General features: G+C 57.4%; 12 protein-coding genes. 8 read left to right on the forward strand and 4 right to left on the reverse strand.

Going from position 1 to position 13,782, the window contains the following annotated elements:
- Nucleotides 1-44: 44 nt before the first annotated feature.
- Complete coding sequence (locus ACEN8R_RS11405) at nt 45-1,385, reverse strand: ATP-binding protein (protein WP_018927960.1); 1,341 nt, start codon at nt 1,383-1,385, stop codon at nt 45-47.
- A complete protein-coding gene (locus ACEN8R_RS11410; RefSeq protein WP_018927959.1) occupies nt 1,382-2,041 on the reverse strand; it encodes a response regulator transcription factor in 660 nt (219 codons plus the stop codon). The genes ACEN8R_RS11405 and ACEN8R_RS11410 overlap by 4 nt, the downstream gene beginning before the upstream one ends.
- A 162-nt stretch (nt 2,042-2,203) precedes the next feature.
- On the opposite strand from ACEN8R_RS11410, the gene ACEN8R_RS11415 reads away from it, so the two are divergent.
- From ACEN8R_RS11415 to ACEN8R_RS11430, 4 genes are all read left to right on the forward strand, one after another.
- Nucleotides 2,204-2,674 carry a DUF2271 domain-containing protein gene (locus ACEN8R_RS11415; RefSeq protein WP_018927958.1) on the forward strand — a complete coding sequence of 157 codons (471 nt, stop codon included), beginning with the start codon at nt 2,204-2,206 and terminating at the stop codon, nt 2,672-2,674.
- 24 nt (nt 2,675-2,698) lie between these two features.
- On the forward strand, nt 2,699-4,879 hold the full coding sequence (locus tag ACEN8R_RS11420; protein WP_018927957.1) for a PepSY domain-containing protein: 2,181 nt from the start codon (nt 2,699-2,701) through the stop codon (nt 4,877-4,879).
- Complete coding sequence (locus ACEN8R_RS11425; RefSeq protein WP_018927956.1) at nt 4,869-5,834, forward strand: FAD:protein FMN transferase; 966 nt, start codon at nt 4,869-4,871, stop codon at nt 5,832-5,834. Before ACEN8R_RS11420 ends, ACEN8R_RS11425 begins: the two co-directional genes overlap by 11 nt.
- Before the next feature lie 388 nt (nt 5,835-6,222).
- Complete coding sequence (locus ACEN8R_RS11430) at nt 6,223-7,263, forward strand: ABC transporter substrate-binding protein (protein WP_018927954.1); 1,041 nt, start codon at nt 6,223-6,225, stop codon at nt 7,261-7,263.
- Nucleotides 7,264-7,445: 182 nt separating this feature from the next.
- Here the strand turns inward: ACEN8R_RS11430 and ACEN8R_RS11435 are convergent, their stop codons facing one another.
- Entirely contained in the window at nt 7,446-8,318 is an 873-nt protein-coding gene (locus ACEN8R_RS11435; protein ID WP_018927953.1) for a DNA/RNA non-specific endonuclease, read from the reverse strand.
- A 370-nt stretch (nt 8,319-8,688) separates the two neighbouring features.
- On the opposite strand from ACEN8R_RS11435, the gene ACEN8R_RS11440 reads away from it, so the two are divergent.
- Nucleotides 8,689-9,318 (forward strand): glutathione S-transferase family protein, encoded by a 630-nt coding sequence (locus ACEN8R_RS11440; RefSeq protein WP_018927952.1) that lies wholly within the window; start codon nt 8,689-8,691, stop codon nt 9,316-9,318.
- 117 nt (nt 9,319-9,435) lie between these two features.
- Here ACEN8R_RS11440 and ACEN8R_RS11445 read toward each other — a convergent pair whose 3' ends face one another.
- The gene (locus tag ACEN8R_RS11445) at nt 9,436-10,032 is read right to left on the reverse strand and encodes a TetR/AcrR family transcriptional regulator (RefSeq protein WP_018927951.1); all 597 of its coding nucleotides are present in this window, start codon (nt 10,030-10,032) and stop codon (nt 9,436-9,438) included.
- A gap of 532 nt (nt 10,033-10,564) precedes the next feature.
- Between ACEN8R_RS11445 and ACEN8R_RS11450 the strand changes: the two genes are divergently transcribed.
- The 3 genes from ACEN8R_RS11450 to ACEN8R_RS11460 all read left to right on the forward strand — a co-directional run bounded on the left by ACEN8R_RS11450 (nt 10,565) and on the right by ACEN8R_RS11460 (nt 13,780).
- The gene (locus ACEN8R_RS11450) at nt 10,565-11,578 is read left to right on the forward strand and encodes an SDR family oxidoreductase (RefSeq protein ID WP_018927950.1); all 1,014 of its coding nucleotides are present in this window, start codon (nt 10,565-10,567) and stop codon (nt 11,576-11,578) included.
- 80 nt (nt 11,579-11,658) lie between these two features.
- Nucleotides 11,659-13,179, forward strand: coding sequence for a class I adenylate-forming enzyme family protein (locus tag ACEN8R_RS11455; RefSeq protein ID WP_495624894.1), 1,521 nt, complete (start codon nt 11,659-11,661; stop codon nt 13,177-13,179).
- Nucleotides 13,169-13,780: an HAD-IB family hydrolase gene (locus ACEN8R_RS11460; protein WP_018927948.1), complete on the forward strand. Its 612-nt coding sequence runs from the start codon at nt 13,169-13,171 to the stop codon at nt 13,778-13,780. The genes ACEN8R_RS11455 and ACEN8R_RS11460 overlap by 11 nt, the downstream gene beginning before the upstream one ends.
- The last annotated feature ends 2 nt before the right edge of the window (nt 13,781-13,782 follow it).

Genomic DNA, 13,782 nt, shown 5'->3' on the forward strand with positions numbered 1-13,782 from the left:
CGGTGCTGTAATTCTGCCCGGACTCTCCTCGTCCATGGGTAGCCTCAGCCTTCGACAGCGGACACGAGCGGTAACCAGACGCAGACTTCGAATCCCTCCTGTCGACCTGTTGCCGGCGACACCAGCATCATTCGCGCGTTGACCCCCTGCACAATGGTTTTGGCAATCGCCAACCCCAACCCTGACCCGCTGGCTTCACTGTGACCGCGCACAAAACGCTCGGTCAGGTGCTGCAACACGGGCTCCGGCACCACCGGGCCACCGTTGACCACCCGTAGCAACGCCTGGTCGGTCAGACTGACTTCGATCGGTTGATCCATCGCACCGTACTTCAGCGCATTCTCGATCAGGTTGCGCAACAGAATACCGAAAGCGTCTGGATCAATGACCGAGTACACGCAGGCCTGGGTTGGCAGCTGCAGCTCGATGTGGCGAGCGCTGCTATGGTTCCACTCATCAACCACATGGACCAGCAACGGAACGAGATCCTGGGGCGTTTCGGACAGCAGCCCACCGCCTTCGGCCTTGGCCAGTTGCATGAGCTTTTCCGAGAGCCGCGCCAACTCGCGCAACGAGTTTTCGATCTTTGCCGCGCGCACTCGCAACGGGCCTTCGGGCGCTTCGTGACGCAGCCGCTGGACCTGCGCCAGGGTAGCGGCCAGTGGCGTGCGCAGTTCATGAGCGCTATTGGCGGTAAAACTACGCTCGGCCTCCAGGGCCTTGCGCAAACGCTCCAGCAGATGGTTGACCGCGTCAGCCAGCGGATCGATTTCGGCCGGCAGGCGCGACGTTTTGATCGGCGACAGATCACCCACCCCACGGGCCTCCACCGCTCGACGATAGGCCAATACGCTGCGCAGGCTGATGCGCACGAATAACCAGGTGCCCAACAGGCTGATGGGAATCAGCGCCAATAGCGGCATCAGCAAGGCAAACAAGGCTTCCCGCGCGGCCTCACGGCGATGGCCAAGGGGCTCGGCGATTTCAATGAACAGCGTTTCCCGCAACGCACTGGCGCCATACAGACGGTATTTTTCAGTGGTGGAGAAGCCTTCGGTCGGTTGTTTGTTGAAGATATTCGGGTTGGCGTCGTGGGATTGCATCAGGATCTTGCCCCTCGCATCGCGCACCAGATAGGTCAGGTATTCCTTGTGCATTGTGAGGGGGGCCACGTGGTGTGTCTCATCGGGCTTTTCCCGATTGCTGATTTCCAGTACGACCAGGGGCAGCATGCGTTGCGCCGTCTCTTCCAGCGCGCTGTCGAATGCCTCATTCAACTCATGTTGCACCACCAGCCAGGCGCCGACGGTCGCCCCCAGCCAAAGCAAGGTCATGCCCAGGGTCAAGCCCACGCCGAGACGTTTTTGCAGGCTGGACGACTTCATGCGGACGTCAACCGGTAGCCCATGCCGCGCACGGTTTCAATCAGGTCGCGCCCGAGTTTCTTACGCAACCGGCTGATATAGACCTCGATTGTATTGCTCTCGATTTCGGCACCGAAAGCGTACAACCGTTCTTCGAGCTGCGCCTTGGACAGCAGTGCGCTGGGGCGCTGGACAAACGCCTCGAACAGCGCCCACTCCCGCGCCGTGAGGTCCACAGTCGCACCGGCCCGCTGCACCGTACGGGCACTCATATCGATCTGCAATTCGCCGAGTTTGATCTGCGGGTTGGGGTTGCCACTATAACGGCGAGCCACTGCAGCCACACGGGCCGAAAGTTCAAACAGGTCGAACGGTTTGACCAGATAATCATCGGCCCCGGCATTGAGGCCGGCGATACGATCGGATATCTGATCCTGGGCGGTCAGGATGATCACCGGCGTTGCATCCCCTGCGGAACGCTGCTGACGCAAAAAATCCAGCCCGCCACCGTCCGGCAACATCAGGTCAAGCAGGATCAGGTCGTATGGGGTAGTGCGCACACTGTTGCGCGCATGCTCCAGGCGCTGCACCCAATCGACGGCGTGGCCGTCATCGGCGATCTGTTCGCGCACCGCCTCCCCCAACCCCGGTGCGTCCTCGACCAATAAAACCCGCATCTGGCACCTCCTTGATGGTTATCGTGCAGCACCTTAATCGCCTTACCTGACGTGAATCTGAAGATTCAGGTGAGTCCCTCTGTCGATGATTTTTACTGCGCTTCAGGTTGCTGTCAGCAAGCAAGTCCAGGCTTTGGCCCCAACGAGCAAAAGGACAATCCCATGAAAAAAATTATCGCTGCATCCTGCCTCGCCGGCGCCGTTGCCCTGCCAGGACTGGTCCAGGCCCGTGAAGTGACCTTGACCACTCAGCTCAAGGACTACAGCGGCAATGATGCATATCTGGCGATCTACGTCACCGACGCCACTGGCCAATACCAGAAAACCCTCTGGGTGGCCGGCAAGAAGGCCAAGTATTACAGACATCTGGCCGACTGGGCCCGTGGAAGCGGGATGAACCCGAGCGAGTTTGACGGGGTCAGCGGCGCCAGCGTCGGCAGTGGGCGCACCCTCAAAGTCAGTGTCGAACTGGCAGACACCCTGATCGATGCCGGCTATCAAATCCGCATCGACAGCGCCGTCGAGGACAAACGTGATGCCCGCGCCGATGTCAGCGTGCCCCTGACGTCCAAGGGCGCAGGCAAGCCGGCGACCGGCAGCACCTACGTCGAGTCCTTTACTTACGATCTGTAGCACTGGCCATTCTGGAGGCTGAACATGCTTCGCCAGTTCCATTCCCTGCCCGGCCTGATCGCCGCCCTGCTGGTCATGCTGTTGGCCATCAGCGGCGCGATGCTGTCTGTCGACCCCGCCCTGGAACGCCTGCACAGCACGTCCACCGCTGCCGGGCAAGTCAACGTCAGTCAACTGGCCGGGCGCGTAGCCAGCCATTTCCAGGGCGTGGAGCAGATCCAGCGCACAGCGTCCGGGACGGTCATCGTCTACTACAACCAGGACGGTCAGGCCGGGGCCGAAAAGGTCGATCCACTGACCGGTCAAGGCCTCGCACCTTACGAGCCATCCGCCTTCTCGCGCTGGATGAAAGACCTGCACCGCTCGCTGTTCCTTGGCACACCTGGCCACGGGGTGTCTGGAGTCGGCGCACTGTTGATGCTGATGCTGTCGGTGTCTGGTGCGCTGTTGCTGGCCCGGCGGCTGGGCGGCTGGCGCAACCTGTTGCGGCCACTGCGAGGTTCCTTCAGCCAGCGCTGGCATGCTGAAGTCGGACGCCTGGCATTGCTTGGGCTGCTGTTGTCGGCACTGAGCGGGCTCTATATGTGCGCCACGACTTTCGGCTTTATCGCTGATGGCAGTCAGAATGAGCCCACCTTCCCCGCCCACGTCAGCGCCGGCCCGGCCTTGCCGGTGGCGAACCTGAAAGCCTTGCAGGCCACTGACCTGAATGACCTGCGCGAGCTGGTCTACCCGAACCCCAATAACCCGCAAGACGTGTTTTCCCTGCGCACGGCCCAGGGCGACGGTTACGTGGACCAGGCCAGCGGCACTTTGCTGTCCTATCAAGCCCACGATTCGATGCGCAACGTCTACGAATTGATTTATCAATTGCACACCGGTGAAGGCCTCTGGTGGCTCGGTCTGCCGCTGGGGCTCTGTGCCCTCTGCGTGCCGTTGATGAGCGTGACCGGTATCCTGCTGTGGTGGCGCCGCCGCAAGGCCGCTCCGAACATCCGTGAAAACTGCACCGCGCAATCCGCCGACAGCGTGATTCTGGTCGGCAGTGAAAACAATAGCACCTGGGGCTTTGCCAACACCTTGCATGACGCTTTGCACCAGGCTGGACACCGGGTACATAGCGCGGCGATGAATCAATACACCAGCGAATACAGCAATGCCCAACGGGTATTCATCCTCACCGCGACCCACGGCGACGGTGATGCCCCGGCCTCGGCTTCGCAGTTCCTGGCACGGTTGACCAGGGTCGGCCTCAAACCCGGCCTGCCGTTTGCCGTGCTGGGCTTGGGCGACCGCCAGTTTGCGCAGTTCTGTCAGTACGCCCATCAGGTGCAGGACGCGATGTTACAGGCCGGTGGCTCACCGCTGCTGGAGCTGGAAACCGTCAACCGCCAGTCCGCCCAGGAATTTGCTCGCTGGGGCCGCGCACTGGGCAAAGTACTGGGGCAGGACCTGACGCTGGTCCATACTCCGGAGCAGCCACGTACCCATCAACTGATTCTGATGGAGCGCATCGCCTACGGCGAACAGGTGAATGCGCCGACCCACGTACTACGCTTCAAGGCAGCCAGCGAGCTGCCGGAGTTTCTGGCTGGTGACCTGGCAGGGATTCTGCCCCCTGGTAGCGCGATCCCGCGGTTCTACTCGCTGGCCAGCAGTTCGCAGGACGGTGTGCTGGAAATCTGCGTACGTAAACACGAAGGTGGCGTGTGCTCGCAATTCCTTCACAACCTGGACATCGGTGCGTCGATCGAAGCTTTTATCCAGCCCAACCCACAATTTCGTCCGGCGTCGGGCGCGCACCCGGTGATCCTGATCGGCGCCGGTACCGGCATAGGTCCCTTGACCGGTTTTATTCGCAACAACAAGGCCCGACACCCCATGCACTTGTATTGGGGCGGGCGTAACCCGGCTTCGGATTTTCTCTATGAATCGGAGCTCAATCGTTACCTCGCGGACCAGCGCCTCACGGCATTGCGTGCCGCCTTCTCCCAGGTCATGGACGGCAGTTACGTGCAAGACCGGTTGATCAGCGATGCGCTGGTCTTGCGCCGGTTGATTGAGAAAGGCGCCCAAGTGTTGGTGTGTGGCGGTCGCGAGATGGCCAAGGGCGTGATGCAGGCCCTGGATGAAGTGCTGGCGCCGATCAACCTGAGTGTGCTGACCCTCAAGGCACAAGGACGCTACCGTGAAGATGTCTACTGACTTGCAACGCTACAGCCTGAATGGCGAGACCATGGGCACCCGTTACACCGCCCTGTTCTATGCGCAAGCCGGGATCAACACCGACAACATCGACCATAGCCTGGCACGCGCCGTGGCCCGGGTAGACCAGCAAATGTCCACCTGGAAACCCGACTCCGATCTCAACCGCCTCAACGTCGCCCCCGAACAGAAGTGGGTGCCGGTACCCAAGGAACTGGCCATGGTGCTGTCTGCCGCGCTACGTGTCAGTCAGCAATCCGGCGGCGCCTTCGACATCGCGGTCGGCGATCTGGTGAATGCCTGGGGGTTCGGCCCCGGCGAACAGACCGTCACGGAGCAGATGCTCGACACGCTGCCGCCGCAAGCTCGCCTGTCCGCCAGTGCGGCGCTGAGCGTTGACCCGCAACGTAATCAGGTGCGCAAACGTGCGTCGCTGAACCTCGATCTGAACGGTATCGCCAAGGGTTTTGCTGTCGATGAGCTGGCCCGCTGTCTGGAGGGTTTTGGCATCACTCGTTATCTGGTCGGCATCGATGGCGAGATGCGCGCCCGCGGCGTCAAACCTGATGCCCACCCCTGGGTCGTAGCCATTGAAAAACCCTGCCGGGGTGTGCGCGAAGTCATGGGTGTGATGGAACTCAGCGACGCTGCCATCGCCACGTCCGGAGACTACCGACACTGGGTCGATGTGAGGGGGCAGTCCTATGCCCACACCATGAACCCGACCACCGGCGCACCGCTGTGCAACGCACTCGCAGCCGTCACAGTGGTGGCGGCCTCATGCATGCTCGCCGACGCCTGGGCCACGGCGCTGATGGTGCTGGGCGAAACCGAAGGCCCACGTCTGGCACAAGAGCGCGGGATGGACGCGTTGTTCGTGCTGCGCGACGGTGAACAGTTCAAAGAAATATCCATCGTCGGCGGCCAGTTGCAGGCGCAGATTGAAATGCGCTGAAGGACCATTCGAAATCAGTACGAATCAAACCGCCAGATGAGACATGACGCCCTGGGCGGCCACGCCCAGTTCGAGCCTTTATTGGTAACCGGTCGGTAGAAGACCCTGTGACCGGTTGATCCACCTCATCTGAATACAACCCGGATCAGCAGTGCCCACTGCTGAAGAGCTTTTTTATAGCTCCCAAGCATATTTTTAATAATTTTCCTCTTCCGATTGATGCCGCACTATCAAACCGCACTGAGCACCTCTGGTCCGGCTTTCCCGGATGAAAGCTTTTTTCATGACGATGCCGGCCCCAAGAGCCCGGCACGGTGGAACCTTATCGGCCTCTGGCCAGCACTGCCCGGTTTTACACCATTCTAAAAACCAGCTGTGGGAGCGTTCCATGTCTTTATCCTTACGTACCTGTGTTCCTTTTTCCCTGGCCCTGTTGTGCACCGGCGTGTTCGCCGAGCCTCAGGCCCTGACCGTCATTTCGTTCGGCGGCGCCACCAAGCAGGCCCAGGACAAGGCCTATTTCCAACCCTTCAATGCAAGCGGTGCAGGACGCATCGTCGCCGGCGAATACAATGGCGAACTGTCGAAGATCAAGGCCATGGTCGATGTGGGCCATGCCACCTGGGATGTGGTCGAGGTGGAGAGTCCGGAACTGTTGCGTGGCTGTGATGCCGGCTTGTTCGAGCGACTGGACAAGGCCAGTTTTGGCGACCAGGCCCAGTTCGTACCGGGGACCTTGACCGAGTGTGGTGTGGCCACCTACGTCTGGTCGATGGTCATGGCCTTCAACAAGGACAAGCTGGCCAAGACCCCGACTTCCTGGGCGGATTTCTGGAACGTCACCGACTTTCCGGGCAAGCGCGGCCTGCGCAAAGGCGCCAAGTACACCCTGGAAATCGCTCTGCTGGCCGATGGTGTCAAGCCAGACGAGCTCTACAAAGTGCTGGCCACCCCCGAGGGCGTGAACCGTGCCTTTGCCAAGCTCGACAAGATCAAGTCGAGCATCCAGTGGTGGGAGGCTGGAGCCCAACCGGCGCAGTGGTTGATCGCCGGTGACGTGGTGATGAGTGCCGCCTACAACGGTCGTATCGCCTCGGCGCAGAAAGAAGGCATGAACCTGAGCATCGTCTGGCCCCAGAGCCTATACGACCCGGAATACTGGGCCGTGGTCAAAGGGTCGCCGAACAAGGCGCTGGCCGAGCGCTTCATCGCGTTTGCCAGCCAGCCGCAGGCCCAGAAGGTTTTCTCGGAAAACATCCCTTACGGCCCCGTCCACCGCCAGGCCCTGGCACTGCTGCCGGAGCCAGTACGCCAGCAATTGCCGACGGCCGAAGCCAACTTGGCCAAGGCTCAGTCGGTAGATGCGGAGTTCTGGGTGGACCACGGCGAGGAGTTGGAAGAACACTTCAATGCCTGGGCGGCGCGTTAGCCGCGACACACTCTCTGTAGCAGCTGCCGAGCCTGCGAGGCTGCGTTCGGCTGCGAAGCAGTCGTGAATCCGGCTGACGCGGTCTGCCTGATGCACCGTAAGTTCTGGTTTTACGACTGCTGCGCAGCCGAACGCAGCCTCGCCCCGGCTCGACAGCTGCTACGGATTAATCAATCAAGCCATCAAGAGCGCCCCACGGAACCTGTGACCGGTAGATTTCCCAGCAAGTTGAGCCCGGTACTCTTCACGAAAGCGTCATAGTCCATCGGTTTCTCGATGCGGGTTTCAGCGTTGGGCAGTACGTAAGCCCAGGCACGCTTGGACGATGCGTCGTAAACCAGTTTGAACAGGCGGGTCGGCACCCAGACCTTGTTGTCGCCGACGGTGCCGTGGCCTGAATCAAAGAGCGGGCCGGTAAAGACAAAGACATTGCCATCGGCTCGTTTGGCAAACTTTCTGACATCGGACTCGACCTTACTCCAGATCTTCCGGTTGTTGGTTGGGTCTTGCGGCACCATGTTCGACAGCGCAAAGGATTGGGCCATTGCATTGGGGTTCGGTGCATCGGCTGCCGGGGATTGATGGCCACGGTCCACGGCCGGATGTTGGCTACGGTAGTCGCTCAACTCTGCCCGCCCACTCTTGGGAATGCGTGGGTCCGGATAGAACTGGTTGGTGCGCTCCTCCCCTTTGGCATCCTGCAGCTGGGCGGCATTAAGGCGTTCGACCACTACCAGCGGTGTCTTGCTGGTTTGCGAGTACAGCACCGCGAAGTTATCGGAACACAGGGCCAAGGGTTTCATTGTGGCAGGCACAGTGGCCATGTTGATCGGTTTCGCGGCCGGGAACAGATCCGCGCAGCCGTCAAACGATGCCTGTTTCTGTTTGTTTGAATAGAGTTCCAGCGCCGCGCTCTGGCTGATCGAGCCCGAGTGGGAGGTTTGTTGCTGATGCTGGGTGGGCGGCTTGATGAAATCCAGCAGACTGCGGGCTTGTGCCCCGGTCGAGAGCAAAACAAGGGCCGACAGCCCAACTGCAATTTTGCGTAGGTGCATGCTTTAAATCTTCGAATTGGATTGAGGGGTAAACGTACGACGAGTCCCGATTTACGAAACCAGGTAGAAGCGGTTGCGGATTATATTGCGGTGAGCATGCTTTCACTGTCCTTGATCAAATTGCCGATGCGGATCCGGTCGGCGCCGGGCAGTACGACCGCTGACGGTCGCGCGGGGTGTATTGACCATCACAAGTCACATTAGTGCTGAGCGGCGTACACATTCTACTTGGCCATGCTCGTCGAATGGGCATACCTAAGCGGACTGGTTAACTGACGCGAAACGTTGTGCGTACTCCTTGTAGACAGGCGCGTATGCCGCTTTTCACTTAGCATCCAATAATCATCCATTCATTTTCAGGGAGTGTCTGATGAGCCCGAAAATAGAGCTGTATGGCGCGCCTACCGGCAACAGTCTGAGGGCTGCAATAGCCTTGGAGGAAGCAGGTATCCCCTACACCGCACGAAGACTGAACTTGCAGGCGAATGAGCAACGCGACTTGTCGTACCTGGCGCTTAATCCGGCAGGAAAAGTCCCAACCCTGGTCGACCATTCATCGACACCCCCGCTGGTCATTAACCAATCGAACGCAATCATTCAGTTCGCTGATGCAAAAGCTCCGGGTCGGCTTGCACCTGCGCATCGTGGACCAAAACGCGACCGGGTGTTTGATCGTTATTTCTTTTTCGTAACGGACGTCATCGGGCCCAGTCATGCTGCATTTTCCCTGCGCCAGGCAGGATTTAATGATGCGGCCACAGTTATCGATCAACGCGTCATTGAACAACTCGTCTACGCAGAACGGTTTCTTACCGACGACTTTATGGCCGGAGATCAGTTCTCCATGGCGGACATCTCCGCTTTCACCATTGCGGCATCATTTCGTGATCGGCTGGATTGGGCAGTGCTTTCACGCTTATCACGCTTATCACGCTGGTTCGACGCGATCGAAGCCAGGCCCGCCGTACAACGAGGATTGAAAACGTTCCAGAATCACTGAGCGCTACTGCGCAGACCTTATTGTGTGCGCTAAAGATGGGCATGGCTGCTCGCATCCTGCCCGAGGTCTGAGCCCCGGACATGCGAATATCGTATGTATCACAAGAATGGCAGCGTTCTATAAGGGCTCTGCTGTCTGGATAAGCGAGTTCAACACCAGTTTTATTTCAGAGGCTGGATCTTTATGCCCTTGCAGTATCAAACCTTCCGACAAAGCGGTGAAGGTCCTTGCAAGAGCGGCATTCGCCAAAGGAGGCTTCTTGCCTGCATGATTAAATATGATGGTAATCAACTTACCCAAGGCTTCACTATTTTCCTGATGCAGATCGTAGTAATGCGTTGAGAACTCTTCATCACGCAAGGCGATCAGTTGCAACTCAGCATCAAGAATCGCGCAACTGGTATTATTTTTAAGCGTGTCAATATAGGCATTCAATCCATGGGTCAGCTCTTCCGATGAATACCCTGAAGTCAGGGTGACACTCAATCGATCAATCTCAACTCCCTTGAATCTCTGAGTTAACTGCAGAAGCAAGTCCGACTTACTTGTAAAGTTTGAAAAGAAGGCCCCCTTCGAAAAACCGGCTTCCTCGGAAATAGCGTTGACACTGGTGGCGTGAAAACCTTTTCTCACCATAAGGTCAGTGGCGGTATCGAATAACTTATCCCTTGTTATTTGCTGACTTTCTTCTCGACCTAATCTCTTTTTAATCACGCCTTCGGCTCCTTTGGCCAAACAAATCTATTTGTAACTGGATGCAACGGATCTGCCACTCACTGCGCAAACCTGTTTTAACTATCATATCTTATACTAAGCCCTCTTAATCACTTTGCATTTAAACTTTTAAGGAGTGCCATGTAAATGCCATGTATTGGGCCCCGCACGTTCAGGCGCCTTGGTATCCAGCCTGACGCGCGCGCCCTGATGAATCGAGTCAGCAAGGGTGTCTTTTGACTCCCCCCAGAAGGCAGGCGACGGACGGCAAAAATGTCTAGCGATGACCTCAATCCGCCCGATCCCGGTGAATGCCTGCTGTCGACAACGCTCTAAACCACAGGATTTGCGTGTTTCAGGTCGGGTTCAAGGACGTCGACCTTGTGGCGACTGTTAAATACCGCTTGATTTCCAGATACCGAATGGTTTTTACTTGCCGCCGTTGACGCCCCCTGCCTGGTCAAAGCATCGAGCGCGGTGACATCAATCTCAATGCAGTAGCAGGTTACCACCCCACAGGAGCTGGATTTTAATGGAATATGCCTTTGTTACAGGCGCTACAGGCCTGCTCGGCAATAATGTGGTTCATGCGCTTTTAAAGCGAAACATCAAAGTAAAAGCACTGGTCCGCTCCGTCGAAAAAGCCAAGAAGCAGTTCGGCAATCTGCCTGTCGAATTTGTCGAAGGCGACATGCTCAATGTCGACGCCTTCAGCCATGCCTTGCAAGGCTGTGATGCCTTGTTTCATACGGCCGCCTATTTCCGCGATAGTTACAAAGGTGGAAAGCACTGGCAGAAACTGTATGACACTAACGTGACCGGTACCGAGCGCCTGTTGCAGGCCGCTTATGCCGCAGGCATTCGTCGTGCAGTCCATACCTCCTCCATTGCCGTCTTGAAGGGCGATAAAGATCAGGTGATCGATGAAACAATGTCTCGCAGTGAATCGGAGGCTGACGATTACTACCTGAGTAAAATATTGTCTGAACAGAAAGTTCAGGAATTCCTGGCGCGGCATCCGGACATGTTCGTCGCCATGGTATTGCCTGGCTGGATGTTTGGCCCTGGGGACATCGGCCCGACCTCATCAGGACAGTTCCTGCTCGACTTTGTCGGACAGAAATTGCCCGGCGTACTGCCTGGAAGTTTTTCCGTTGTCGATGCCAGGGATGTAGCAGAGCATCAACTCGCGGCGATCACACGCGGCCGATCCGGAGAACGCTACCTGGCAGCCGGCAATCACATGGACATGAAAAGCATTTTCCAGGCGCTCTCCAGTGTCAGCGGCGTAAAAGCGCCGGAGCGCAAAGTGCCACTGTTCATGCTGCGTATAATTGCCTTGATCTATGAAGGTTATTACCGAATCACGAAAAAGCCGGTGCTCATCAGCACTTCCACTGTCAAACTCATGGAACAAGAGCAAGGGCGCACCCATTTCAGCCACAACAAAAGCCTGAAAGAATTGCAGTGCAAGTTCCGCCCCGTGACGGAAACATTGACCGATACCCTGGATTGGTATCGGAAAAATAACTACATTGATGCTTAATTGAAACAATTTATATATAGCCTGCCTCTGTAGTACTTTTTTGTCTGACCATAAATTCAAGGATTGAGAGAGGTTGGTAAATGAAAAGCCTTTCATCTAAAGAAGGTTTTCTGCATCGGTTCGTCGGTTTTTCAGAGTCGTTCCCCGAGCACATTGCTATCAGGAACCTGGACGCGGAAGAAGATACCGTCACTTACCGTGAGTTGCGTATAAAGGCTGAAGAGTGCAATGGCGCACTCTCAGCATTAAATGTATTGCCTGGCGACAAAGTAGCGCTCGTTCTACCCAATGGGGTGGAGTTCATCGCTTACTATTTGGCGATCATCGGTCGCGGTGCGGTTCCGGTCATTCTCAACTACAAACTGACGCCATTCGAAATGAACAGCGTCATCAGCATCGCCAGACCGACGCTGGTAGTGACCACCGAAACGCTGTTCGAGCAGCATAGCGAGACATTTCAGCCTGACTACGGCGTTAAGCACTCCTTGGTGTTGAACGCCGCAAGTGAGCCGTCATCGCCCCTGCCCGACAACGCAACGGCGGACTCTCGGCTTCCCCGACAGACCGAGCCCTTGTTACTGCCCGAAGGCAATCCGATCGTCTCGGTACAGTTCACCTACCGGGGCATCGGTAAACCGCTGGCCGTTTCTCACCGCTACCTTGATTTGACGCAATCGAGTGATGGCCTGCATGAGCAGTTTCATCTTCAAGGTGTCGGTTCCGTTCATCTGGTGACGCTGCCGCTGTATGCCATCTTCGGCCTGTCGGTGATGATGGTTTTCCCCTTGAGCGTGGGCGCCACACTGTTAATGACTAACACCCTGCTCAACAGGGATCTGGCAGAAGTCTTGTCCCAGCATAAGGTCACCTTTGCCTGCCTGGTGCCCGACGTCATTCGCTACTTCAATACACGACTGGCCAAACGCAAGGGCGCGCTGTTGCCGTTGCACCCTCACCTGATGATTTATTCGGGTGGCAGTCATTTACCCGCAGACGAAGCCGAGAAGCTGGGAAGGCTGCTGGGGTGCAATCCGGTGCTGCAAGGCTATGGATTGACCGAGAGCATGCCGGTGATTGTCCAGAGCTCGATTGGCAAGGTCCATCGCGGCGCCATGGGACAACCGATCAGAGGCGTAGAACTAAGGGTCGTCGATGCCGAAGGGCGGGATGTCGCACCTGGACGCATTGGCGAACTGCTGATTCGCGGCTCGATGGTGATCGACGGCTATAACGATGCAGAGGACGCCAATGCCCGGTTCTTCCGTGATGGTTGGCTACACACGGGTGATCTGGTCTGGCGGGACGACGACGGGCATGTGTTCTTCTATTGCCAACGCCTGCGAATCTCGAAGATCAAAGCGCAAATGGTCGACCTGACTGAAATCGAATCCATTGCCCTGAAGCACCCGGATGTGGTGCGCGCGAAAGCTTACATCGTCCCGGACAACAAGGAGGTCAACGTACTGCACCTGTGCGTTGAAGGGAGCGGCGACTTGACCCAAAACGCTGTCTCTACCCTGCTCTCGCGCTACCTCTCGGGCTTCAAGTTGCCCAAAACCATCGAGATCATCTCTCTCAAGGAAGAGATTCATGCAAGCTAATGGCACACAACCGGTACTGGCCGTGTTTGACTTTGACGGCACATTGACCGACAGACATACGTTCTGGCGCTACATGCGTTATATCGTGGGAACCCGATCGTTCTGGCTCAGGATCATTCCCCTGCTACCCAAAATGCTCAGTGTAATCGTTGGCATCACGCCATTGATGCAAGCCCGACTGGCATTCATTGCCTGTTATCTGGGCGGTCTGTCCGTTGAGCAAGAGCGCGAGCATGCCAAGTATTTCATCAGCGAGCTGCTACCGCTCTGGCTCAGGCCCGAGGCTCTGCGCCGGCTGCAATGGCATCAGTCCATGGGGCATGTCACTGCGCTGGTCAGCAACTCGCCGGAAAACTACCTGATTCCCTGGGGTCAGGCAGCGGGTTTTGACTATGTCTGCGGCACTCGCCTGGCGACGGCGAAGAACAAACTGACCGGAGGAATATCAGGTACCAACTGTGTTGAGAGAGAGAAAGTCACACGGCTCAAGGGCTGCCTGAGCAACCTTGATGACTTTTACATTTATGCCTACGGGGATTCATCCGGTGACGATGCCCTGCTCGGCATTGCCAACTCTCCCTTCTACAGAAACTGGTACTAACC

It is taken from the genome of Pseudomonas sp. Pseusp15 (assembly GCF_059492165.1).

Bases quoted from the DNA above. Each gene is read 5' to 3' on its own strand.
- ACEN8R_RS11455 (WP_495624894.1), top strand. From the start codon at position 11,659: ATGAAAAGCCTTTCATCTAAAGAAGGTTTTCTGCATCGGTTCGTCGGT.
- ACEN8R_RS11405 (WP_018927960.1), bottom strand. From the start codon at position 1,385: ATGAAGTCGTCCAGCCTGCAAAAACGTCTCGGCGTGGGCTTGACCCTG.
- ACEN8R_RS11435 (WP_018927953.1), bottom strand. From the start codon at position 8,318: ATGCACCTACGCAAAATTGCAGTTGGGCTGTCGGCCCTTGTTTTGCTC.
- ACEN8R_RS11420 (WP_018927957.1), top strand. From the start codon at position 2,699: ATGCTTCGCCAGTTCCATTCCCTGCCCGGCCTGATCGCCGCCCTGCTG.
- ACEN8R_RS11415 (WP_018927958.1), top strand. From the start codon at position 2,204: ATGAAAAAAATTATCGCTGCATCCTGCCTCGCCGGCGCCGTTGCCCTG.
- ACEN8R_RS11425 (WP_018927956.1), top strand. From the start codon at position 4,869: ATGTCTACTGACTTGCAACGCTACAGCCTGAATGGCGAGACCATGGGC.
- ACEN8R_RS11410 (WP_018927959.1), bottom strand. From the start codon at position 2,041: ATGCGGGTTTTATTGGTCGAGGACGCACCGGGGTTGGGGGAGGCGGTG.
- ACEN8R_RS11440 (WP_018927952.1), top strand. From the start codon at position 8,689: ATGAGCCCGAAAATAGAGCTGTATGGCGCGCCTACCGGCAACAGTCTG.
- ACEN8R_RS11460 (WP_018927948.1), top strand. From the start codon at position 13,169: ATGCAAGCTAATGGCACACAACCGGTACTGGCCGTGTTTGACTTTGAC.
- ACEN8R_RS11450 (WP_018927950.1), top strand. From the start codon at position 10,565: ATGGAATATGCCTTTGTTACAGGCGCTACAGGCCTGCTCGGCAATAAT.
- ACEN8R_RS11430 (WP_018927954.1), top strand. From the start codon at position 6,223: ATGTCTTTATCCTTACGTACCTGTGTTCCTTTTTCCCTGGCCCTGTTG.